Origin of the sequence: Verrucomicrobium sp. 3C, assembly GCF_000379365.1 — a bacterium.
Lineage (GTDB): Bacteria > Verrucomicrobiota > Verrucomicrobiia > Methylacidiphilales > Methylacidiphilaceae > Methylacidimicrobium.
Genome location: NZ_KB901875.1, coordinates 1,894,432 through 1,917,826, shown reverse-complemented (window position 1 = coordinate 1,917,826; position 23,395 = coordinate 1,894,432). Strand labels below are relative to the sequence as shown.

The 23,395-nt window shown below is 61.3% G+C and carries 21 protein-coding genes and 1 pseudogene; 19 read left to right on the top strand and 3 right to left on the bottom strand.

Going from position 1 to position 23,395, the window contains the following annotated elements; all coding sequences use genetic code 11:
• Positions 1–12: 12 nt before the first annotated feature.
• Complete coding sequence (gene proS / locus A37A_RS0110045; RefSeq protein WP_018291376.1) at positions 13–1,527, bottom strand: proline--tRNA ligase; 1,515 nt, start codon at positions 1,525–1,527, stop codon at positions 13–15.
• 112 nt (positions 1,528–1,639) lie between these two features.
• Here proS and gatC point away from each other — a divergent pair, with 112 nt between their 5' ends.
• The 11 genes from gatC to A37A_RS19300 all read left to right on the top strand — a co-directional run bounded on the left by gatC (position 1,640) and on the right by A37A_RS19300 (position 13,954).
• On the top strand, positions 1,640–1,927 hold the full coding sequence (gene gatC / locus A37A_RS0110040) for an Asp-tRNA(Asn)/Glu-tRNA(Gln) amidotransferase subunit GatC (protein ID WP_196799573.1): 288 nt from the start codon (positions 1,640–1,642) through the stop codon (positions 1,925–1,927).
• Positions 1,924–3,366, top strand: coding sequence for an Asp-tRNA(Asn)/Glu-tRNA(Gln) amidotransferase subunit GatA (gatA, locus tag A37A_RS0110035; protein WP_018291374.1), 1,443 nt, complete (start codon positions 1,924–1,926; stop codon positions 3,364–3,366). The genes gatC and gatA overlap by 4 nt, the downstream gene beginning before the upstream one ends.
• A 16-nt stretch (positions 3,367–3,382) precedes the next feature.
• Entirely contained in the window at positions 3,383–4,837 is a 1,455-nt protein-coding gene (gatB, locus tag A37A_RS0110030; RefSeq protein ID WP_018291373.1) for an Asp-tRNA(Asn)/Glu-tRNA(Gln) amidotransferase subunit GatB, read from the top strand.
• A gap of 103 nt (positions 4,838–4,940) precedes the next feature.
• Positions 4,941–5,201, top strand: coding sequence for a hypothetical protein (locus tag A37A_RS0110025; RefSeq protein ID WP_018291372.1), 261 nt, complete (start codon positions 4,941–4,943; stop codon positions 5,199–5,201).
• 78 nt (positions 5,202–5,279) lie between these two features.
• Entirely contained in the window at positions 5,280–6,020 is a 741-nt protein-coding gene (locus tag A37A_RS21430) for a hypothetical protein (protein WP_026195767.1), read from the top strand.
• 693 nt (positions 6,021–6,713) lie between these two features.
• Positions 6,714–8,726 carry a hydrogenase 4 subunit B gene (gene hyfB / locus A37A_RS0110005; protein ID WP_026195765.1) on the top strand — a complete coding sequence of 671 codons (2,013 nt, stop codon included), beginning with the start codon at positions 6,714–6,716 and terminating at the stop codon, positions 8,724–8,726.
• Positions 8,717–9,673 carry a respiratory chain complex I subunit 1 family protein gene (locus A37A_RS0110000; RefSeq protein WP_018291369.1) on the top strand — a complete coding sequence of 319 codons (957 nt, stop codon included), beginning with the start codon at positions 8,717–8,719 and terminating at the stop codon, positions 9,671–9,673. Before hyfB ends, A37A_RS0110000 begins: the two co-directional genes overlap by 10 nt.
• A 16-nt stretch (positions 9,674–9,689) precedes the next feature.
• Positions 9,690–10,352: a hydrogenase-4 component E gene (locus A37A_RS0109995; protein ID WP_018291368.1), complete on the top strand. Its 663-nt coding sequence runs from the start codon at positions 9,690–9,692 to the stop codon at positions 10,350–10,352.
• Positions 10,349–11,800 carry a hydrogenase 4 subunit F gene (locus A37A_RS0109990; protein ID WP_018291367.1) on the top strand — a complete coding sequence of 484 codons (1,452 nt, stop codon included), beginning with the start codon at positions 10,349–10,351 and terminating at the stop codon, positions 11,798–11,800. The genes A37A_RS0109995 and A37A_RS0109990 overlap by 4 nt, the downstream gene beginning before the upstream one ends.
• Before the next feature lie 14 nt (positions 11,801–11,814).
• Positions 11,815–13,395: an NADH-quinone oxidoreductase subunit C gene (locus A37A_RS0109985; protein ID WP_018291366.1), complete on the top strand. Its 1,581-nt coding sequence runs from the start codon at positions 11,815–11,817 to the stop codon at positions 13,393–13,395.
• 52 nt (positions 13,396–13,447) lie between these two features.
• On the top strand, positions 13,448–13,954 hold the full coding sequence (locus A37A_RS19300) for an NADH-quinone oxidoreductase subunit NuoB (RefSeq protein ID WP_018291365.1): 507 nt from the start codon (positions 13,448–13,450) through the stop codon (positions 13,952–13,954).
• 418 nt (positions 13,955–14,372) lie between these two features.
• Here the strand turns inward: A37A_RS19300 and A37A_RS21800 are convergent, their stop codons facing one another.
• The gene (locus tag A37A_RS21800) at positions 14,373–14,969 is read right to left on the bottom strand and encodes a group II intron maturase-specific domain-containing protein (protein ID WP_018291363.1); all 597 of its coding nucleotides are present in this window, start codon (positions 14,967–14,969) and stop codon (positions 14,373–14,375) included.
• Positions 14,970–15,075: 106 nt separating this feature from the next.
• Positions 15,076–15,654: pseudogene (locus A37A_RS21795) on the bottom strand (reverse transcriptase domain-containing protein); the annotation flags it as partial.
• 622 nt (positions 15,655–16,276) lie between these two features.
• On the opposite strand from A37A_RS21795, the gene A37A_RS0109965 reads away from it, so the two are divergent.
• The 8 genes from A37A_RS0109965 (at position 16,277) to murA (ending at position 23,395) form a co-directional block, all read left to right on the top strand.
• Positions 16,277–17,209, top strand: coding sequence for an ACP S-malonyltransferase (locus A37A_RS0109965; RefSeq protein WP_020494275.1), 933 nt, complete (start codon positions 16,277–16,279; stop codon positions 17,207–17,209).
• On the top strand, positions 17,187–17,936 hold the full coding sequence (gene fabG / locus A37A_RS0109960) for a 3-oxoacyl-[acyl-carrier-protein] reductase (RefSeq protein WP_018291359.1): 750 nt from the start codon (positions 17,187–17,189) through the stop codon (positions 17,934–17,936). Before A37A_RS0109965 ends, fabG begins: the two co-directional genes overlap by 23 nt.
• A gap of 380 nt (positions 17,937–18,316) precedes the next feature.
• Complete coding sequence (locus tag A37A_RS0109955) at positions 18,317–18,571, top strand: acyl carrier protein (protein ID WP_018291358.1); 255 nt, start codon at positions 18,317–18,319, stop codon at positions 18,569–18,571.
• 63 nt (positions 18,572–18,634) lie between these two features.
• The gene (fabF, locus tag A37A_RS0109950) at positions 18,635–19,876 is read left to right on the top strand and encodes a beta-ketoacyl-ACP synthase II (RefSeq protein WP_018291357.1); all 1,242 of its coding nucleotides are present in this window, start codon (positions 18,635–18,637) and stop codon (positions 19,874–19,876) included.
• Between the two features lie 17 nt (positions 19,877–19,893).
• A complete protein-coding gene (rpmE, locus tag A37A_RS0109945) occupies positions 19,894–20,145 on the top strand; it encodes a 50S ribosomal protein L31 (RefSeq protein ID WP_018291356.1) in 252 nt (83 codons plus the stop codon).
• Between the two features lie 70 nt (positions 20,146–20,215).
• A complete protein-coding gene (prfA, locus tag A37A_RS0109940) occupies positions 20,216–21,322 on the top strand; it encodes a peptide chain release factor 1 (RefSeq protein WP_018291355.1) in 1,107 nt (368 codons plus the stop codon).
• A complete protein-coding gene (gene prmC / locus A37A_RS0109935; protein WP_018291354.1) occupies positions 21,319–22,146 on the top strand; it encodes a peptide chain release factor N(5)-glutamine methyltransferase in 828 nt (275 codons plus the stop codon). The genes prfA and prmC overlap by 4 nt, the downstream gene beginning before the upstream one ends.
• Positions 22,139–23,395 carry a UDP-N-acetylglucosamine 1-carboxyvinyltransferase gene (murA, locus tag A37A_RS0109930; RefSeq protein WP_018291353.1) on the top strand — a complete coding sequence of 419 codons (1,257 nt, stop codon included), beginning with the start codon at positions 22,139–22,141 and terminating at the stop codon, positions 23,393–23,395. The genes prmC and murA overlap by 8 nt, the downstream gene beginning before the upstream one ends.

The following is a 23,395-nucleotide window of genomic DNA, read 5'->3' as shown; positions in this document are numbered from 1 at the left end:
CCAGTGCAGCGGTTAATAGGCCCTTCCCAAAAGGACCCAGTGATTCCCAGGCTTTCCCGTGAAAGGACAGACGCCTCTCTCCGAGGACTGATCGAGAGGAATGCAACGAATCGTGACCTTCTGCTCTTCGTGGATCTTTTCTTCCAGCGCGGCATCCCCCGCCCACGAGAGTTCGGCGAACCCTCCGTGAATCTCTGGCTTTTCCGGATCGCTCGGGGTAAAGAACTCGATAAACTCCTCGCGAGATTCGATCCGCCGGGTATGGGCCTTCCGAAAGGCATCCGCCCGCTCCCAGAATCCGTTCTGGATCTCGGCCAAGGTTTGCTCCGCCCCTTCCACGAACTGCCGCACCGACAGGGAAAGACGCTCCCGAGGGGGGCGGTCCCGCCGACTGACCGAAACCGTTCCCGCAGCAACCTCCCGCGGGCCAATCTCGATACGGAGCGGAACCCCTTTTTTCACCCACTCCCAGCTTTTGGAACCCCCCGGGAGCGGACGGGCGTCGATCTCGACGCGAAGCGGCTCCCCGGCATAACTCTTCTCTTCCAATTCCGCAACCAGGCGCGCGCAGGCTTGCTCGACCGTTGCCCTCTCCTCCTCTCGCCGGATCAGCGGAAGGAGGATGATCTGCGTGGGCGCGACGCGCGGAGGAAGCGCCAGTCCATTGTCGTCGGAGTGGGCCATGATCAGGGTACCCACCAGCCGGGTGCTCACTCCCCAGCTCGTCGTCCAGGCATGCTCCTGACGGCCCTCTGGGGAAAGAAAGGAAATCCCGTTGGCTCGAGCGAAATTCTGTCCCAAAAAATGCGAGGTGCCTGCCTGAATCGCTTTGCGATCCTGGACAAGAACTTCGAGAGTCAAGGTCCGCACGGCCCCGGGAAATCGCTCGCGAGGCGTCTTCTCCCCCGCGACGGCCGGCAACGCGAGCATCTCCTGCAGGAATCCTTCGTAGAGCCGCAGCATGCGGAGAGCCTCCGCCTCGGCTTCCTCGGCGGTCTCGTGAGCCGTGTGGCCTTCTTGCCACAGGAACTCGCTGGTCCGCAGGAAGAGCCTGGGTCGCAGCTCCCAACGCACCACGTTGGCCCACTGGTTGATCCGCAAGGGGAGATCTCGATACGATTGAATCCAGCGCGCGAAGGCCGCGCCGATGATCGTCTCCGAAGTCGGGCGGACGACCAAGGGCTCCGTGAGCGGGGCTCCCGGGACTAGGCGCCCCTCCGATGCCTCCAACCGGTGATGGGTCACCACTGCGCACTCCTTGGCGAACCCCTCGACGTGCTCCGCCTCCTTTTCGAGAAAGCTCAAGGGAATGAATAGCGGGAAATAAGCATTGCGATGGCCAGCCGCCTTGATTCTCCGGTCGAGCTCCCGCTGCATTCTCTCCCAGATTGCGTACCCCCAAGGCTTGATGATCATGCAGCCTCGGACCTCGGAGTTCTCCGCTAAGTCCGCCGCAGCGATGACCTGCTGATACCAGTCGGGAAAATCTTCCTGGCGGGTTGGGGAAATGGCTGGCCGTTCCGTCATCTGAACCGTTGTCTGCTCTTCCTAACGTATTCCCTTCCTTGAGAACAAGCGCAATGGAGAGAAGCAGTCTCCTTCTTGCCAGAGACCGGCGCATTCCGCTATGGATCATTCCGTGCCTACCGTCGGAATCGATGTTGCTTATGTTGCGGGGCTAGCGCGGCTTCGGCTCTCTCCCGAAGAGATCGAAACGTTCGGCAACCAGCTGGAGCAGGTGCTCGCCTATGTGAAGAAGTTGGAGGAGGTCGATGTCCAGGATGTCGTCCTTGCCGGCGAGGAGAAGGGATTTCAAAATCGACTACGGCTGGATCTGGCGCTCCCCGAGCTTTCGCCGAACGAGGCGCTGGAAAACGCCCCGCAACAGAGGGGCGGCCTCTTCCTCGTCCCCCGGATCATCGAGTGAGCATCGCCTTCGCCACGATCCACGAGCTGCGCAAGCAGCTACTCGCCAAAGAGGTCCATCCAAAGGAAGTCGTCGAGTCGCTCCTCGATCGCATCTCCTCGGTCGATTCCAGGATCAAAGCCTATAATTATCTCCACCCGGAGCGCGCCCTCGAATCCGCCGAGAAAGCCGACGTCTCCCTGCCCTTGGGGGGGATTCCGATTGCCGTGAAAGATCTCATCAGCGTTCGTGGCGAGCCCTGCACCTGCTCTTCCCGCCTGCTCGAAGGGTATATCGCTCCCTACGATGCGACCGTCATCGAGCGGCTGCGCGCGGCCGGGGCCATCCTTTTGGGTCGAACGAACATGGACGAGTTCGCCATGGGCTCCTCCACCGAGAATTCGGCGTGGGGTGTTACCCGAAACCCCTGGGATCTTTCGCGCGTGCCGGGAGGGAGCAGCGGAGGCTCGGCCGCCGCTGTGGCGGCTCAGGAAGCGATTGCCGCCCTGGGCAGCGACACGGGAGGATCGATCCGTCAGCCCGCTGCCTTCTGCGGCTGTGTCGGCCTGAAGCCGACCTACGGACGAGTCTCCCGCTACGGCCTGACCGCCTTCGCTTCGAGCCTCGACCAGATCGGGCCGCTGACCAAGACGGTCGCCGACGCTGGCCTGCTCTTGGAGATCATCGCCGGGGCGGATCCGCGCGACAATACCTGCGAACCCGAGCCGGCGCCCTCGTTTTCCACCAAGCTCGGAGAGGAGATCCGAGGGATGACGCTCGGTGTTCCCAAGGAGTATTTTGTGAGCGGGATGGATCCGGAGGTGGAGGCCGCGATGCAAAAGGCGATCGCCCACCTTGAAGGACTGGGGGCGATCCTCCGCGAAATTTCCCTCCCCCACACCCCCTACTCGATCGCCACCTACTACCTCGTCGCCACGGCGGAAGCCTCGGCCAACCTGGCTCGCTTCGACGGCATGCGCTACGGAAGGCGCGCCCCTGGCTGCAACGACCTTCTGGAGACCTACGGACGAACTCGCGACGAAGGCTTCGGCCGAGAGGTGAAACGCCGGATCCTCCTGGGCACCTATTCGCTCAGCTCCGGCTACTACGATGCCTACTACCTTCGGGCGCAAAAGGTGCGGATGCGGATCCGAGAGGATTTCCTCACCGCGTTTCGCGATTGCCAGGCGATCGTGACCCCGACTTCTCCCATGCCGGCCTTCCGCCTCGGCGAACGAACCGAGGATCCTCTCCAAATGTATCTGGCGGACATCTTCACCATCGCGGTCAACCTGGCGGGACTCTGCGCGATCTCGCTGCCCTGCGGCTTTACGCAGGCGGGCTTGCCCATCGGGCTTCAGATCATCGGCCCGATGCGGAAGGAAGAGACGGTTCTCCAGGTGGGATATGCCTACGAGCAGAGCACTAGCTGGCACACCCTCCGGCCCCCTTTGGGATAGGGATAAGGATGCGCTCATGACGTACGAAGCGGTCATCGGTCTTGAGGTTCACGTGCAACTGAAGACGGCGACTAAGCTCTTTTGTGGATGCCGGAACGAATTCGGAGCCGAGCCGAACAGCCGTGTCTGCCCGGTCTGCCTTGGTCTCCCCGGTGCGCTCCCGGTTCCCAACGAGGCAGCGGTCATCCAGACGATCCTCACCGGACTCATGATGGGTTCGTCGATCCGCCCGCGCGCCAAGTTCGACCGGAAGAACTACTTCTACCCGGACATGCCGAAGAACTATCAGATCTCCCAGTACGACCAGCCGCTCTGCCTGGGAGGAGAGGTGAGCCTCCCGGTGCTCGCCTTTCCGAAGGACGCACAGAAGGAGCCGCAGGCGCTCGCAGGCAAGAAGGTTCGGCTCGTCCGGATCCACTTGGAAGAGGACGTAGGGAAATCATTCCACCTGGAGAACTGCAGCGGGATCGACTTCAACCGGGCCGGAACTCCGCTCATGGAGATCGTCACAGAAGCCGACTTGACCACTCCGGAAGAAGCCTTCGCCCTGCTCACCACGATTCGGGAAATCCTGCGTTACGGGAAGGTGAGCGACGTCGACATGGAAAAGGGGCAGCTCCGCTGCGACGTGAACATCAGTGTCCGGCCAGTAGGAACCGAAGCGTTCGGCACCAAGCGGGAGATCAAGAACCTCAACAGCATCAGCGCGGTCCGGCGGGCGCTCAAACATGAGATCCAATCCCAGATTGAACTCGTCTCCTCCGGAGGCACGGTGGTGCAGGAGACGCTGCGGTGGGATGACGCGCGGGGGGAGACGATTCCCATGCGCACCAAGGAGCAGGCCCATGATTACCGCTATTTTCCCGACCCTGACCTGCTTCCGATCCGTACCGAAGGGCGCCTGCGCACCGAAGCCGAGCGGCGCATGCCCGAGCTTCCGGAAACGAAGAAGAGCCGCCTCCGTGAGACCTACGGCCTTTCGGAGTACCAGGCGAGCGTCCTTGCGTCCGATCCTCCGCTCGCCGACTACTTCGAGAAGGCGGCCCGCTCGACGCGCAACCCGCTCACATTGGCCAATCTTACCCTGAACGACTACTTGGCTCTCCGTCAGGATTCCCCGGACCCGATGTCCATTCCTCCCGAGTATTTCGGCCAACTGGCGGATCTGGTCTCCGACGGAACGCTCAACTCCCGGCAGGGACGAGAGGTGCTGGCAATCCTAATCCAGGCGCCCAGGCCGCCGAAGGAGATTGCGCAGGAGCGGGGCCTGACCCAGATTTCGGATTCCCAAGTGCTGGAGGAGTTCTGTCGAGAGGCGATCGCCGCCAATCCGAAGAGCGTGGCCGACTTCAAAGGGGGGAAGGCGGCGGCAATCAATTCGCTCAAGGGATTCGTGATGAAAAAGACCCGCGGACAGGCCAACCCGCAGAGAATCCATGAACTCTTGGAATCTCTGCTCCGCGAGCCGTGACCGAAAAGCGCCGCGCAAGCCCCTAGCATTAGCCATGGGGTGAGCGGCGAGCCAACGCTTGATGGATATTTACTTTTCTGTATAATATACTGGAGAGCATTTGATGCGAGCCAAGACTCCATCCTTCATCGCCGAGTTTCCATTGCGCACTACTGCTGTGGATGAGGTTGCCCTTTCCAAGCGTCTCGACGCCGCGCGGCAGATCTACAACGCCTCATTGGGAGTGGCTTTGCGCCGGCTGGCCTTGCTGCGGCAAACCAAGGAGTGGCAGCGTGCCTGCAAGATGCCGAAGACGATCGTGGACGAGCGGAGCAGGAAGCGGATCGCCAACAAGGAGCGAGCCGTTCTCTTCTGCAAGACGTAGGAACGCTTCGGTTTTACCTTCGTCTCGCTCCAGAAGTTTGCGGAAGCATGCCGGGACGCTTGCTCGATCGGAGAGCATTTGGGCTCGCACGACACGCAGACCACGAGCCGACGGGCGTTCCGGGCTGTCCAGCAATATGCCTTCGGTATTCGTGGACGGCCGAGACTCAAGCCAGCCAACCGCTTCCACTCGGTCCAAGGCAAGGGCAATGCCGTGATCCGGTTCCGGAAGGAGCCGGTTCCGGCGATTCATTGGGCTGGCTTGGTCTTGCCGCTTCGGCTCGATCCGAAGGACAAGCGCTGCTGGCAGCGGATCGCGCTGGAGGCTCGGACCAAGTATGTCCGCATCGTTCGCCGGACGCTTCGAGGCAAGACCCGCTGGTACGGGCAGCTCGTCCAGGATGGACTGGCTCCGCGAGTCAGACCCGTGGGAGAGGGAGTCGTCGAATACGACCTGGGGCCATCGACCATTGCGTTCGTCGCGGATACCGACGCCAGCCTGGAAAAGCTCTGTCCGGAAGTCGAGCAACCCTGGAAGGAGACGCGGCGGATCCTGCGAAGCATCGACCGGTCTCGCCGCTCTACCAATCCCGAGAATTACGACACCGAGGGCCGGGTGAAGCGCGGGGCAAATCGCTGGATCCGTTCGGAACGCTATCAGTGGAGGTTACGGGATCTCGCCGAAACCGAGCGGCGGTTGGCTGCCGCACGGAAGACCGCGCACGGGAATCTCGCGAACCGGTATTGGCGCAGGGAAAGACCATCAAAGGGGAGAAGCTATGCTGTAGGAGTTTTCAGCAAAATTTCGGACGGAGCGTGAAGGTACGCGCGCCGGGGATGTGGGTGGAGAGGATTCGCCGCAAGGTTGAAAGCGCTGGCGGCGGATTCATCGAGATCAATACCCGGAAGACCCGCTTGAGCCAGTTCGACCATACGACCGGGCAGTACGTGAAGAAGCCGCTCTCTCAGCGGACGCACGTCTTCGGCGATGGCCGACCGAGCCTGTGCAGCGGGATCTCTATAGCGCGTTTCTTGCGAAATGCTCCGAGAAGGATTTCCTCGATATCCGCCAGGTCTTAAAGGCTTGGCCGGGTGCGGAACCGCTCCTGCGACGGGCGATGTCGAGGGTGAAAGAACCAGCGAGACGGAAGGGCCTGTCCCGACCGCACGTCGAAGGGGAAAACGGGAAGTGGTTGTCTGCTGGATGGCGGCCGGTCGTTCCGGCAAGGCCGGGGATGCTGTAGCGCAACCGAGAGCCCCGGAGAGCCGGATCTCCATTCTCTAGAACCCCCTGGCTTTAGCCATGGGGAAGTTCAGGCCACGCCGACGGCGACCTGCCGGCTGGGAACGGTTTTGCCTTGTGATCCCCTAGCGGCTTACGTACAAGCATAGCCTTGAAGGATTGTTTTTCGGCCGGAACGATGGCCGTACTGGAAAGGACTCGATCCGTCATCTTCCCGTCGGGTTTCGGAGCAGGACGGATGCTTCCCTTCTCGGGCGAGGGTCCAAACCTATGACCCTCGTTGTCGCGCTCGGCTGCTCGGCAGCGCTCCTCCTGCTGGGGATCGCTAGCTTGGCGATGCGCTCGTTTTCCGGGCGGAGCACGCTCGTCTATGCCGGCACCTTCGCCGTCAGCTTGGTCTCCTTAGCTTCCAGCCTGGCACAGCTCCTTTTCCTTTCCGGCGTCACTCCGACGGTAACCCTTCCCGTGGGGCTACCCTGGCTCGGTGCGCATTTCCGCATGGATGCTCTCTCCTCCCTTTTCTTGGCGATCCTCAGTTGGGGAGGAGTCTCGACCTCTCTCTTCGCCCTCGGTTACGGCCGCCACGAGCCGGAACCCGGACGCATCCTTCCCTTTTTCCCCCTTTTCCTCACGGGAATGAGCTGGGTCATTCTCGCCGACGACGCCTACGTCTTCCTCTTTGCCTGGGAGCTCATGTCGGTCACTTCTTGGGCACTCGTAGTCTCCCATCATCGCGAAGAGGCGAATCTCCAGGCGGGACATCTCTATCTGATCATGGCTGTTTTTGGGGGCTTCACGCTGCTTCTGGCGTTTGGACTGCTGGCGAACTCCGCCGGAGGCTATGCGTTTTCGGCGATGCGCTCGGCCGCGTTTCCGTCGTGGACGGCAGGGATCGTGCTTCTATTGGCCACGATCGGCGCCGGTTCCAAGGCCGGGCTTTTTCCCCTCCACGTCTGGCTCCCTCAGGCCCATCCGGCCGCGCCGAGCCATGTCTCGGCGCTGATGAGCGGAGTGATGACCAAGGTAGCGGTCTATGGCTTCGTCCGAATCGTCTTCAACCTTCTTCGCCCCCATTCCTGGGAAAGCAGCCTCTTGCTGCTCTTCCTGGGCGGGGTGACCGCCGTTTTGGGCGTCCTCTACGCCCTGATGCAGCACGATCTCAAGCGTCTGCTCGCTTATCACACGGTGGAAAACATCGGGATTATCTTCATCGGCCTGGGACTTGCCCTGGCCTTTGCCACAAACCAGATTCCGTGGGCCGCCGCTCTTTCGCTCACCGCTTCCCTCTTTCACACCATCAACCATTCCTTGTTCAAGAGCCTTCTCTTCCTTGGCTCGGGCGCGGTGCTCGCGGCCACCGGGGAGCGCGACATGGGGAAGATGGGCGGGCTCATCCATCGAATGCCCGGAACGACCGTCGCTTTCCTGCTCGGTTCTGTCGCGATCTCCGCGCTTCCGCCCCTCAACGGCTTTGCCTCGGAATGGCTCACCTTCCAGGCGATTCTGGTGAGCCCCAATCTTCCCCAATGGGCCCTCAAGTTCCTGATCGTCGCGGTCGGAGCTCTCCTGGCCTTGTCCGCGGCGCTGGCGGCAGCCTGTTTCGTCAAGGCCTTTGGCATGAGCTTTCTCGGACGACCCAGATCTCTCGCTGCCGCCGAAGCAAGGGAGACCGACCCATGGTCTCTCTCCGCCCTTTTCCTCAATGCTCTCCTCTGCCTGCTGGCCGGGCTCTTTCCAGGCTCCGTCGTCAATGCCCTGGGCCCGGTAGTCCAGGAGTTGGTGGGACAGACCATGCCGCAACAGAGCCAGCCCTTCTGGGCTCCGATGGTTCCGATCGCCCAAAACCGAAGCTCCTACGACGCATTCTTCCTTTTCATCCTGATTGTTCTCACCGGTCTTGCCGTGACGGGACTCGTGCGCTGGATCGGGTTTCGCCCGATCCGGAGGTCGGCCGCTTGGGATTGCGGCTATCCGGATCCGAGCCCGTCCACCCAGTATACAACCGCGAGCTTCGCCCAGCCGATCCGCCGCGTCTACGCCTCCAGCGTCTTCGGAGCCCGCGAAGTCGTCGACATGCCCCTGCCGGGAGAAGAGCGCCCTGCCCGCATCACGGTAAAGATTCACGATCCGGCGTGGCAGGGCCTCTACGCACCGATCATCCAGATCGTCTCGTTTCTCGCGGACCGGCTCAACCCGATGCAGTTTCTCACCATCCGGCGTTATCTTCTTCTAGGTTTTCTTCTTCTCGTCTTCCTGTTGCTTCTCCTTAGCCTATGGATCTAGTCCAATCGTCCCTGATCCAAGCCGTTCAGATGATCCTGGTCCTTCTCCTGGCGCCGGGCCTCACCGGCTTGGTCCGCAAAGTGAAGGCACGCCTGCTTGGCCGCCAAGGGCCTCCGATCGTCCAACCTTATCGGGATCTCCTGCGTCTTTTCCGGAAGAGCCCCGTCCTGGCGCCAAACGCTTCCTGGCTCTTCCGCATCGCCCCCTACCTCATTTTCGCCTTCACCTGGCTCGCGACCGCCCTGGTTCCCACCTTCTGCTTGGGTCTCCCGTTCGGTCCTTGGGCCGATCTCATCGCCATCATCGCCCTGATCGGCAGCGCCCGATTCTTCCTGGCTCTCTCGGCTCTGGATGTCGGCACGAGCTTCGGAGGCATCGGCGCGAGCCGGGAGGTGATGATCGCTTCGCTGGCAGAGCCGGCCATGCTCCTGGTCGTCTTCACGTTGGCTCTGGTTGCGGGTTCTACGGAGCTCTCCGCGATTACGGCTTACGTGCTCTCGCCCTCCGTCGGACTTCGTGTCTCGATGGCCCTGGCGTTTGCCGCTCTCCTCCTGATTGCACTAGCCGAGAATAGTCGATTGCCGATCGATAACCCCGCAACGCATCTCGAACTCACGATGGTGCACGAGGCGATGATCCTCGAATACTCCGGGCGTCACCTGGCGCTCCTCGAATTAACCGCCTCCCTCAAGCTGCTGCTCTACTTCTCTCTGATCGGCACGATCTTCCTCCCCTGGGGCCTGGCTACACCCGGGGCCTCTCTCGCTTCCTATCTCGCCGGAGGACTCTTCTACCTGCTCAAGCTTGCGACGGCGGGAGTCACGCTGGGCATTTTCGAGACCGCGCTAGCCAAAATGCGTCTCTTTCGCGTTCCCGACTTTCTCGGGGCCGCGCTCATGCTTGGCCTGCTCGCCACCCTCCTCCGTTTCGTTTCCAGCAGCCTTTGAACCCATCCCCACCTCCATGAACACCTTCGATTTTGACGTCGCCCACCTGCTCTCTGGGAGTCTTGTGCTGGCGAGCTTCGTGCTGCTCTACCAGGACCGGGTCTATGCTCTCCTGCATGTGTTCACGTTTCATGCCCTGGTCTTATCCCTTTCCGTCGCCTGGCAGGCATTCGCGCAAGGCGCTCCCCACCTCTACATCACCGCAGGCGTCGCCTTGGTGTTCAAAGCCATCCTGATCCCTGTGGCGCTGCGTCGAATCGTCGTCCAACTGCGGATTCACCAGATTCTGGAAACCGTCGGCGGAATCGGACCCACCATGCTGGCCGGCATTTCTCTGGTGGCGCTTTCGCTGGTCGTCACCTTGCGGACCACTCCCGCGGGCGACCGCCTTTCTCGGGAAGATCTCGCGTTTGCCCTGGCAGTGATTCTCCTGGGCATGCTGATGATCGTCACCCGTCGCAATGCGATCAGCCAGGTCATCGGTTTCATGTCCTTGGAAAACGGACTGATTCTCGCCGCCGCCGGCGCCAAAGGGATGCCGCTAGTTGTGGAAATCAGCGTGGCGTTTGCGGTGCTGATCGCCTTTATCGTCATCGGCATCTTTCTTTTCCGAATCCGGGAGCGATTTGACACGGTCGACATCCTGGTCGTCGACCAATTTCGTGGAGAAAGACGATGAGCCATTTTCCCTTGGATCCAACGATCTGGTCGCTCGTGATTCCCGCAGCATCCGCTCTTTTCCTGGCGTTCTTCCGGGACTGGCGGCTTGCGGCGCGTATCAACGTTCTGGTGTGCTTCCTCTCGTTCTGCCTTGCTCTCTCCCTCCTTGCGGTACCGAGGGAGGCTCCGGGTCGCTATCTCATGGTCGACGATCTCAATGTTGTTTTCCTCGTTCTCAACGCCTTCGTCGGCTTTACCACGAGCCTTTTCAGCGCGGGATACATCCAGCACGAAATCGAGGTCGGCCGGCTCACTCCACGACTCCTCCGCTTTTACCACGCCATGTATCAGTTCCTCCTCTTCGGGATGACGCTTGCTCTCCTTGCCAACAATATCGGGGTCCTCTGGGCTTCGGTGGAGACGGCTACCCTCACCACGGTACTGATGGTGGGGATCTACCGAACTCCCGAAGCGATCGAGGCGTCCTGGAAGTATATGATGCTGAGCAGCGTCGCGATCGCCTTAGCGCTTTTCGGAACAACGCTGACCTACATGGCGGCCCGCCAGACGGTTGGGGAAGGGGCGGATGCGATGCGCTGGAGCTCCCTTTTTACTCATGCGGCGACACTCGATCCGCCGCTGCTCAATCTCGCCTTTCTCTTCGTGCTCTTGGGCTATGGAACCAAGGTGGGCCTCTTTCCGCTTCACGCGTGGCTGCCCGACGCCCACGCGGAAGGCCCGACTCCGATTTCCGCAGTCCTTTCGGGACTGCTGCTCAACGTCGCGCTCTACTCCGTGATTCGGTTCAAGATGCTCCTTGCAGGCAACCCCAATGTTCTCTCCCCTGGCCCGATCCTGATCACCATGGGCTTGGCCACGGTTCTCTTTGCGGCGTTCATGCTCTACCGCCGCCGCGATATCAAAAGGCTCTTCGGCTATTCGTCAATCGAGCACATGGGCATCATCACCTTTGCCTTTGGGTTGGGGAATCCTCTCGCCAATTTTGCCGGGCTGCTCCACATGGCCCTCCATAGCCTCACCAAGTCCGGGATCTTTTTCATGGTTGGCCATATTTCCCAAGCCAAGGGCTCTCAGAAGATCGCGGATATCCGGGGTCTCACCGAAAGCCACCCGTTCCTCGGGTGGGGGCTCCTTGCCGGAACCCTGGCAATCATCGGCATGCCTCCCTTCGGGATCTTCCTGAGCGAATTCCTGATCGTCAGCAGCGGTTTTTCCAGCCATCCGTGGATCGTTCTCCTCTTGCTTCTCGGGCTTCTCGTCGCCTTCTCGGGACTCGCTCTCCGCATCTCCGGCATGGCTTTCGGCAAGCCCAGCGGACGCCAAGAGCCGATCCGAGTGATGCCGCTGCCGTTTCTGATCCATATCCTCGCCGTGTTGACCGCCGGGATTGTTCTCCCGCATGCCGTGGTCGGCTGGTTCCGTCAAACGGCGCAGCTCCTCCGGTAGCTCCCCTCGCATTCATGCCCAATTCTTCTCCATCCGGTTTTTCCGGTGCTTCCCAAGGTTCTTCCACGCCGTCGGGCCTCCACGCATCGCTTCCCGAACTCCTGCGGCGAGGCGGCCTCGCCGAGCGTCATCGGCCTTGGCCCCGGGCGGTCGTCGACCGCTCGATCTGGGAAATGACAGGCGAAACGCTCGCCGCAGGCGGCTATTCCCTTCTCGCCCTTTGGGGTGAGCCGAACTGCGTTCACCTCTCCTTTTGGGATGCGGGCTCGGGGGAAGCAGGGGTGATGAGCCTACCCTGTCCGGAAGGACGGTTTCCCTCGGTTGGTCGGCTGCACCCTCCTGCCTTGCGCCTGGAGAGGACCATCCACGATCTCTTTGGACTCATGGCCGAAGAGAGTCCCGATCCGAGGCCATGGCTCGATCACGGGGTCTGGGGAACCCGCTTCCCCCTAGGGAAAGCGTCTCCCTCCCACGGGCCAACCGCCTATCCTTTTCTTCCCGCGGAAGGAGAGGAGCTCCATCAAGTTCCTGTCGGCCCGGTCCATGCGGGCATCATCGAGCCGGGCCACTTTCGCTTCACGGCGGCCGGAGAAACCGTCGTCCGCCTAGAAGAGAGGCTTGGCTATGTCCATCGGGGAGTCGAAGGACTCTTCCACGGAGCAGGCCTGGAACAGGCGGCCAAGTTGGCTGGGCGTATCTCTGGCGACACGACGGCCGCCTACTCCTCCGCCTTCGCTCAAGCCGTCGAGGCGGCCCTCGACGTCAAAGCCCCGCCCTTGGCTCATTGGCTTCGCGCTCTCTGTGTCGAGACCGAACGGGTAGCCAACCACCTCGGAGACATCGGAGCGGTCTGCAACGATGCGGCTTTTGCGCGAATGCAGGCCTTTTGCACCGTTCTTCGGGAGAAGATCCTGCGTGCCGCCGACCTCTGTTTTGGCCACCGGCTCATGATGGACCAGATCGTTCCAGGCGGAGTGCGCACCGTGCCGTCGGGAGAGGCGCTCCGGAGGCTCCGCGAGCTCGCCGACGAGATTACCGGCTCCCTTCCTGGGATCCAGCAGGTCTACGAGACCACTCCTTCGCTCCAAGATCGGGTGGTCGGCACCGGAGTCGTTCCCCGGGCTCTGGCAAACCAGTACGCTTGCGGAGGAGTGATCGGTCGAGCGTCCGGACGGCTCTTCGATGCGCGTTCCCACCTCGCCTATCCTCCCTATCCGGAGCTCCACTTCTCGATCCCGGTCCGGGAAGAGGGAGACGTCGACGCTCGGATTGTCATTCGGATCCGCGAAGTCGAGCAGAGTCTCGACCTAATCCGACAGATCATCGACGGCCTACCGAAAGGACCCGCCTCGAGACCCTTGCCGCAAGAGCGAGCCACTCCCAGCGAAGGGGTTGCGCTCGTGGAAGGCTTTCGTGGGGATCTCTTCGCCTGGGTCCGGCTCGACGAGCGGATCCGCGTCGAACGTTGTCATTTCCGCGACCCATCCTGGTTTCAGTGGCCCCTGCTGGAAGCGGCGATCGACGGGAACATCATCGCCGACTTCCCCCTCTGCAACAAGTCCTTCAACTGCTCGTACGCCGGCCATGACCTCTGACCAACCCCGCTCAGGCTCTTCTCCCCGTCCTCGCCGCCCCTCCCTTTTCGGCATGGTCCCATCCGGTCTCCCCGAGCCTCCGCCGCCCGTAGACGAAACCCTTGTTCGAGACCTCGGCCTTCGGCTCGAGCAAGGAGCGAGACAGAGGCTCGGACGAAGCCTCTCCCTTCGACTCGTCGACGCGGGCTCCTGCAACGGCTGCGAGCTCGAGCTCCACGCCCTCCAAAATCCGTTTTACGACTTGGAGCGTTTCGGCCTTCGTTTCGTCGCCTCTCCCAGGCATGCCGACGTGCTGCTTGTGACCGGTGTCGTGACCCGGAACATGCGCGAAGCGCTCGAGCGTACCTATCAAGCCATTCCCGATCCCAAATGGGTGGTGGCGGTGGGAGATTGCGCCGTTACGGGCAACCTCTGTTCGGAAAGCTATGCCTGCGTCGGAGCCGCGAGTGCTGTCCTTCCGGTCGATCTGACGATTCCCGGCTGTCCGCCCCGGCCGCTGGCCCTCCTGGCGGGCCTTCTCGCCCTCTTGGAAAGCATGGGGAAGAGTGGCCGGCGTTGATGGCCGCAGAGGACCGGCGGCAAAGCGTCCCAGCCGCCATTTCTCACAAATTTCGTAGCCGAGGCGCCGCCAATGGGCTTGGATGCGAGGCGCGACGCCGGTTTTCCACCGGAGCTGTATGAAGACATACTGCAAGGATGGAAAACCAAGCGTAACGAAGCAGACAAGCCCGTTGTGCAAGCCGTAGGAGAAAGCTTGTGAGAAATGGCGGCCAGACCGCCATCCGACGAAGGAACTGCGATCGGCGAGTAGAGTCGAGGAGTGGCGCGGTTCGACGTAGGAGAGCCGTAGCGGGAGCTGCCCCTTTCGGTCTGGCAGTGCCTGAGTATCTCTCCCTATCATCCGTCTCCACTCCCCGCTCATCAAACCGAACGTGCGGATTTCCCGCATTCGTTTTTCGGACAAGGTTTGCGCAGGATTATGCCCACGGCAGGCTCCGCGTTAAGCTCGCCAGGGAAAGAAGACCCAACTGGTCCCGGAGAAACTCGTCCGGGAAGTGGGTCGTTCCTTGCCCAGGAACCTTGTGCTTGCGGCAGAGCCACCGGCGGAGCCGATACCGGACGTGACGGTCCACCACCCGGTACGCTCGGCTGATCGAGCCAAGACAGAAGTAATTTGTCCATCCTCGCAGCCGGAGGTTGAGGAGCGCTACCAGCTCTTTGCCTTCCCGTCCCTGGGTGCTCCGACCGAGCTGCTCGCTTAGGCTTTGCAGCAGCCGCTGCACCCGCTTCTTGGAGGGTTGTTTCCCCAGGTAGCTTCGGCCCGTAATGGGCTGGTAGCAACGACCAAAGGTATAACCGAGAAAGTCGAAGCTCTGCTCCGGCACTCGGCAGATCCGGGTCTTTTCCTGGTTCACNGTAAGCCCGATTCGCTCCATGATCCTCTCCATCTGCTTCCGGGCTTCCTGAGCGTGATGCCGGCAAAGAATCACATAGTCGTCGGCGTACGATACAATGTGTGCCGCCCATCGGGCGGCCCATCCTTGCCGCTTCCATGCCAAGATAAACCGCCTCATGTAGAGGTTGGCCAGTAGAGGGGAGATGGGAGCCCCCTTGAGGGGACCCGCGTCTCCGATCCTTGGCCTGGGTCGTCCGCCGTTTTCCTCCCCGCTCGTCTTCTTCCTCGACGGGCATTTCCAGCCAGGCTTTCAAAAGAGCCAGCATGGCTCCGTCGGAGATCCGCCGGGCCAGGCTCTTCATCAGTGCCGGGTGGGGAATGTTGTCGAAGTACTGGGCAAGGTCGGCGTCGATGACCTCGGTATAGCCCGCCTTGAGAAGAGCATGCACCCGGTTAACCGCATCCAAGGCGCTTCGCCCTTCCCGATAGGCATACTGCTCTTCTGGTAAGTCCACCTCGAAGATCGGGCTCAGCACGAGGACCGCCGCCATCTGTACCACCCGATCCCGTATGATGGGTATCCCTAAGGGCCGTCGCTTTCCGTCGGGTTTGGGAATCCATACCCGCCGAACCGCCTCTGGCCGATAGGTCTTGTTTCGGAGTTCTTCCGCCAATCGGTCCAACCACCTCTCTACCCCTTCTTCCTCGATCCTCTCGAAGGTCTGCCCATCGACTCCCGCTACCCCGCCGTTCTTTCGGCAGAGCAGCCAGGCGTAGGCGAGCACATCCTCGCGGTAGAGTTTGTCGTGGAGGGCGTAGAAGCGATAGGTCGGACTTGCCTTCGCTTTCTCCTGCAACGCCATCTGGAGCTTCCGAACACGTATGGGAGGTTCTAGACTCATCGCCAATCTCCGCGCTCTCGCTCCTTCCGACGTTTCCCTTGAACTAAGGCCCCTTCCCTCCCCCGGACTTTCTCCGAGCTCTCCGGTACCTCGGGCCTATCCGACTCCCACCGGGTCCCGCCTCGACCCCTCGCGGGGCAGCGGTCGGTCCGCTCGGGACCTACCCGAGCTCCCGGCCCGATGGGCCTCCCGTGTTGATGCACCGTCCTTTGCCCGCATGCCCTCGCCCATTACCCCGGCGGCTCTCCCAAGTGCCCGTATTGCTCTCCTTCCCAGGGAGACATCGGCCTTCGCTTCTTTCTCACAAGCTCGGCGCCCGCATTGAGCGTTTCGAGGCTTTGTTCAGCGTTCACTTCCCTTAGGGCCTGCTTGCTCGCTGGCCCGCTTTCCGGGCCTTTTCCTCCAGAGGCTTCGACCACCGGCGTCACCACCAGCAGCCGCTCCGAATGCTTCCGGCTGGAGCAATAGTTGCCGGGTGGAGATCACTCCCTCCCCACTGGACGATGCACCCTTTTCACGGCGCACGAGAAAAAAAGCTTGGCGTAAGGACAATTGACCGCAATGGTGGCGATCCTTGCCATCCGTGGAATCGCACAGAGCACTTCTTTTCGACGGCCAGGGTGCCCAGGAGGTCGGCATGGGGAAGGACCTGTGCGAGATCGATCCAGACATCCGCCGCCTTTACGAGGAGGCGGAGGCGGTGCTCCAGATGCCGCTCCGTTCGCTCTGTTTTGCCGGTCCTGCGGAAGCCCTGACAGAGACCGTCGCTGCTCAGCCCGCTCTTTTCGTTCATGGCTTTGCCCTGTTCTCCTTACTCCAAAGGCGTTTTCCGGCTTTCCACTTCTCGGCAGTCGGCGGGCTTTCCTTAGGAGAGGTTACGGCCCATGCGGTAGCGGGTACCTTTTCTTTTCACGACGGCCTCCGGTTGGTGCGAACGCGAGCCGCGGCGATCCAAAAGGCTGCGGAAGACTTTCCTGGTGCCATGGTCGCGCTGATCGGGGCAGACCGAAGCACGGCGGAGGAGATCTCCCGCGAGGCCCAAGTGGATGTTGCCAACTACAATGCTCCCGGTCAAATCGTGCTCTCCGGAACCCGCCATGGGGTAAGCATGGTCCCGGAACTGGCCGCCAAGCGGAATATACGCAAGGTCGTCCCATTGGATGTTTCGGGGGCGTTTCATTCACGACTCATGCGGAATGCGGCGGAGGAGTTGAAAACCTTTCTCCAAGACTTTCCGCTGGCAATTCCCCGCATCCCCGTCTATTCGAATTACCTGGGCCGACCCGTGCGGGAACGGGAGGAGATCCGCCGAAGCCTGGCCGACCAGGTGACGGGCTCCGTCCGCTGGGAGGATTGCATCCGGAGAATGCTCGATTGCCACATTGATCAGTTCGTCGAGATTGGCCCTCGCCCGATTCTCGTTGGCTTATTGCGCCGGATCGACTCCCAGGCCAAGGGGATCGCCCTCACGACAGTTCAGGACCTACAATCTCATGAGCACGAACTCGCTAACTAGCAAGGTCGCCGTCGTGACCGGCGCCAGCCGCGGCATCGGCAAAGCCATTGCGCTTCGGCTGGGGCAGATGGGCGCGGCCGTCGCCTGTGTGAGCCGAAAGGCGCCGGATGCGGAAGCGACTGCCGAGGAAATTATCGGCCTCGGGGGGAAAGCGAAGGGATATGGAACGGACGTCCGCCTCAAGCGAGAGGTGGATGAAACGAGCCAAAGCATTCTCCGGGATTTTGGACAAGTGGATCTCCTGGTGAACAACGCAGGAGTCACCCGGGATGGACTGGCCGCCCGCATGTCCGACGAGGACTGGGATCTCGTGCTGGACACCAATCTCAAGGGTGCCTTTTTATGGATCCGTGCGTTTAACCGTCACTTCCTCGAACGTCGCTCCGGAAAAATCATCAACATATCATCGGTGTCGGGCCTCATCGGAAATCCAGGACAAGCCAATTACTCCTCATCCAAGGCGGGCTTGATCGGCTTGACGAAGTCGATCGCTCGAGAGCTTGCTTCCCGAGGCATTACGGCCAACGCCGTATGCCCTGGGTTCATCGAGACCGACATGACCAAGAACCTGCCCGAGAAGGCCCGCGCCAAGCTGCTCGAAGAGATCCCGCTCAGACGCTTCGGTCAGGCCGAGGAAGTAGCCGCACTCGTCGGTTTTCTCTGCGGGCCGGAATCGAATTACATCACGGGTCAGGTTTTCATCGTCGATGGTGGGCTTCTGGCTTGACCCGGCCCACGGAAATGGCGACGAGAGGATGGCAGGTGATGACGATGGAAACAGAAAAAAGATTGGCCCGGTTTGGGCTGCGTCATCTGAACGATCTTGGACGACGAATCTGGGTTTCCTCCATTCCGGTAACTTTTTGGTTGTCAAATCAGGATACCGTTCCTAACAAGCCTGCATGTCTCACCAAGTTCGTACCCGAGGCGCGGTGGATGGACCTGGATGCAAGGCGGGGCGGAGCTTTTCCCCCGGAGCGGTGTGACGACATACTGCAAGGAGGGAAAACCAAGGCCCAACGAAGCAGACAGGTCCATTGCGCAAGCCCCGGGAGAACACTTGTGAGACAGGCAGGGTAGCCTCGAACTCGAAGGAGACTAGATATTATGGCAGAGAAGAAATCGATCGAAGAACGCGTAAAAGAAATGATCGTCGAACAGCTCGGGGTCAATCCGGAGCAGGTGACGCCCAAGGCCAAGTTTATCGAAGATCTCGGAGCCGACTCCCTGGACACCGTAGAGCTGGTCATGGCCTTTGAGGAAGAATTCAATGTCGAAGTTCCGGACGAAGAGGCCGAAAAGCTCCAAACCGTGGGCGACGTCGTTCGATACATTGAAGAGCACGTGGAGGAAGAAGGCTAAGATCGTGATCTTTCCTCTGGATTCCAATCGGCTCTCCTTGAGTTCCCGGCTCCCTTTTCTCGCATGACACGCCGGGTCGTGGTTACAGGGTTCGGGGCCGTGACTCCGAACGGCAACGATGCAGACTCCCTCTGGGAAAGCGTGCAAAACGGCCGCAGCGGCATCGGGCGCGTGACGGCCTTTGATACGGCGGGATACGACTGCCTGATCGCGGGTGAGGTTCGCGGCATCGATCTCAGCCAGGCTTTTTGCAATCCGAAGGAAGCTCGTCGGGCCGATCGCTATTCGCAACTCGCGATGACCGCCGCAAAGGAGGCGGTGCGCCGCTCGGGGCTGGTCACCGAAAACGAAGATCCCTCCCGGGTCGGAGTGATCGTGGGTTCGGGCATCGGAGGGCTAAAAACCCTCGAAGATCAGCACACGGTGCTGCTGCAAAAGGGCCCCAAGCGGACGTCGCCTCTCATGATCCCGATGATGATCACCAACATGGCCTCGGGAATGATTGCGATCGAGTTCGGCTGCCAGGGACCCAATTTTTGCGTGGTCACCGCCTGCGCAACCGCGTCTCACTGCATTGGAGAAGCCTGGCGCCTGATCCGGGACCATGAGGCGGAAGTCATCCTTGCCGGAGGAACCGAGGCCGCGGTCGTACCGCTGGGATTATCCGGCTTTTCCAACATGAAGGCCCTGAGCCTTCGCAATGACGAGCCCCAAAAGGCGTCGCGGCCGTTCGATCGGGACCGAGACGGTTTCGTCTTGAGCGAAGGAGCTGGAATCGTGGTACTGGAAGAACTCGAGCACGCCAAAAAGCGGAGCGCCCCCATCCTGGGAGAGATCATCGGCTACGGACTTTCCGCCGACGCTTCTCACATCACCTCCCCCGATCCCAACGGGCGCTGCGCCGCACGAGCAATGCTGGCTGCGCTCCAGCGCGCCAGGAAAAGCCCGGAGGAGATTGACTACATCAACGCCCACGCGACCTCGACCCAGCAAGGCGACCGCTGCGAAGCCATGGCCATCCAGAGCGTCTTTGGCCCTCACACGAAGAATGTCCCCGTCAGCGCCACCAAGTCGATGACTGGACACTGCCTGGGAGCCGCCGGAGCGGTGGAACTCATCCTCTGCCTGCAGGCCCTGGCTGACCAACTGATTCCTCCGACAATCAACCTGGACAATCCCGATCCAGCGTGCAATCTTCACCATGTTCCTCACCAGGCGAGAGAAAGCGCACTGCGGGTAGCCATGAGTAACTCCTTCGGCTTCGGCGGGCACAATGCTTCCCTGGTCGTGACAAAGTTCGAATAGAGAGAGAAGATCGTACCATGAAGGCAAACATCCACCCTGAGTATGGGGAGGCTACGATGACCTGCGCTTGCGGGGCCGTTTATCATACTCGATCCACCAAGAATCGGCTTCGGCTGGGAATCTGCTCTTCCTGCCATCCCCTCTTTACCGGACAGCAGAAACTCGTCGACACGGCGGGACGGGTGGAGAAGTTCATGCGCCGCTTTGGCAACAAAATGCCGGACCTGGCGGCAAGCGCTTCCCACTCGGCCAAGAAGACCAAGAAATAGCCTCCGCTTCCCGCTTCCGCTCCGGTGAGCAAGGGCGAAGACGCGGGCTCACTGCTTGTCGGGCATCCCTATGGACCTGAGTACCTATGTCTCTCATTTGCGGGAGAGATACCATGAACTCGAACAGATCCTCTCCCAAGGCGAGATCTATGCCCAGCCCGGGCGGGCCGCCGAGCTGACCCGCGAGCATGCCCGCTTGAAGGAGGTTTTCGCGCAGCATGGGCTTTGGGTCTCCGCTCAGGACAAAGTCACGTCGCTGGAAGCCCTGCTCCAGGAATCGGAAGATCCCGAGATTCACCAACTGGCGGAGGAGGAACTGGTCCAAGCGCGACAAGCGGCGCAGGACGCGCATCGGCAACTTTTGTTGGCGCTCTTGCCGGCGGACGAAAACGAGTCTCGGGACACCATGCTGGAAATACGAGCGGGCACAGGCGGGGACGAAGCCGCGCTCTTTGCGGCGGACCTCTACCGCATGTACAGCCGTTATGCGGAAAAGCGTGGCTGGCGGTTTGCTCCCATTAGTCTTGCTCCCAGCGAGTTGGGAGGCCTAAAAGAGATTATTGTCGAGATCTCGGGCGATGGAGCCTACCGGCAGCTTCGCTTCGAGAGCGGAGTACACAGGGTGCAACGGGTGCCGGCCACCGAATCGCAAGGACGCGTTCACACATCGACGGCGACGGTGGCTATCCTTCCGGAAGCGGAGGAAGTCGACATCGTCCTCAAGCCGGAGGATTTGAGAATTGAGGTCTGTCGAGCGGGAGGCCCCGGAGGCCAGGGCGTGAACACCACCGATTCGGCCGTCCAGGTTCTCCACATTCCCACCGGGCTGATCGTCCGCTGCCAAGAGGGCCGATCGCAGATCAAGAATCGTGAAAAAGCGATCACGATCCTTCGCACCCGGCTTCTGGCGCAAAAGCAGCAGGAAGAAAGGGCCCGCCTCTCATCCGAGCGGCGAAGCCTCATCGGCAGCGGAGACCGGCACGAAAAGATTCGTACGTATAACTTTCCCCAAGATCGCGTCACCGACCACCGGATCCCGATCACCCTCCACGGCCTCGTTTCCGTTCTGGAAGGAAACATCGAGCCCCTGCTCGAGGTTTTGGCCGAAAAGGAGATGGAAGAGCGCCTGGCCGCGGAGGAGGCAATGGCAGGAGCTTCCGCGCGCGCGACGCCGTGACCCGGATCTCCCTACTGCGACGGACGATCGACCGGCTGACCCGGTCCGCCGCCGAGTCACCCCGGAGTACGGCACAATGGCTCTTAGCGGCAGCGCTCGGGATCCCGCCGCTCTCGCTCTATACGGAGCCGGACAGAGTGCTCCCTCCCGACTGCCTCCACCGAGTCGAAACATGGACCGATCGATGTGCGGAGGGAGAACCGCTTGCCTACGTTCTGGGATATGTCGACTTTGCCGATCAGCGCTTCCGAGTGACCCCCTCTACGCTGATCCCCCGGCCCGAGACCGAACTCTTGTTAGAGGTCGCCACCGGACTCGTGGAGATTCTTCCCCCCGGACCGATCCTCGACGTCGGGACTGGTTGTGGAACCCTCGCCGTCTCTCTGGCACGCAGAGCACCCGGACGCGCTGTCTACGGCTCGGACATCGATCCGTCCGCCCTCGCCGTTGCCGAGGCAAACACCCAGGGCTTGCCGAATCTCACCCTTTATCGAGCAGACCTGCTGAAGCCCATACCGGAAGCGGCCTTCGCCTTGATCATTGCCAACCTACCCTATCTTCCAACGAGCGCGCTGCCTCAACTGCCTAAAAATGTACAACGCGAGCCCCGCAAGGCACTGGACGGAGGTCCCGATGGATTGCTTCTCATTCGCTCCCTGATCACCCAGGCGGCCGGCCGTTGCTGCGCACTCGCCCTGGAGGTGGGCGATCATCAGGCGGATCGAGTGCGCGAACTTCTCGAGCAAGCTGGATTTCCCCGGTCTAGGTCGTTACAAGACCTTTCGGGGATGGACCGCATCGTCATCGGAGAATCTGATGGATAAATTTGCCATTCGAGGAGGAATCCCGCTTCGGGGGTCCATTCCCATCAGCGGGTCCAAAAACTCCTCGCTTCCTATTCTCGCCGCAACTCTCCTGACTCGGGAGCGATGCCTTCTCCATCGGGTCCCCGATCTGAGCGATATCCGCACCATGCTCGATATCTTGCGCTATCTCGGAGCAGAGGTCTCCTTTTCGGATGGCACGGTGGTCGTGGACGCACGGAAAATCGCTGGGGAAGCACCGTACGACTTAGTCCGCCGGATGCGCGCCTCGGTTTGCGTTCTTGGTCCGCTCCTCGCCCGTTGCGGCCGAACCAAGGTTTCCCTGCCCGGAGGATGCGTGATCGGCGATCGTCCGATCGATCTCCACCTCCGGGGACTGGAAGCGCTGGGGAGCCGAATCACCCTCTCCAAGGGATATGTCGTCGCCGAAACCTCCGGCCTCGTGGGCGCTCGGATTTCCCTTCAGGGTCCGCACGGGTCGACGGTCCTGGGAACCGATAATGTGATGATGGCTGCATGCCTCGCGCGCGGAACCACCCTCATCGAGCATGCCGCCTCCGAACCCGAAGTGTGCGACCTCGCCACGTTCCTCCGTTCCATGGGAGCACGGATTCGGGGAGAAGGCACAGGCTGCCTGGAGATCGAGGGGGTCGATCAACTCCATGGTGCGGAGCACACGGTCGTCTCGGATCGAATCGAGGCGGGAACCTTTGCGGTAGCGGCGGCAATCACCAGGGGCGATATCCTGCTCGAAGAGGCTCCGGTCAAGCATATGGAGAGCACGCTCTGCGCTTTGCGGGAAGCCGGGGTCTCCCTAGAGACGGAGAAGAACAGTCTTCGCGTCCATGCGACCGATCCTTTACGATCGTTCCAGCTCCGGACGAGCACCTATCCGGGTTTTCCGACCGACATGCAGGCACAGTTTTGCGCACTGGCCGCGACCGTTCCTGGACGGAGCGAGATTGCGGACGACGTCTTCCCCAACCGCTTTATGCACATCAGCGAGTTAAAGCGGATGGGCGCGAGCGCGGGTCTCTCGGCTAACAGGACGGTCATCCACGGCGTCGCCCGCCTGAGCGGGGCCCCCGTCATGGCATCGGATCTACGCGCTTCCGCGGCCCTCGTTCTCGCCGGGCTGCAGGCGGAAAACACCACGATCGTCCATCGCGTCTATCACATCGACCGCGGCTATGAGCGGATCGACGCCAAGCTTCGCGCCGTCGGCGCTGATATCGAGCGGCAACGGTAA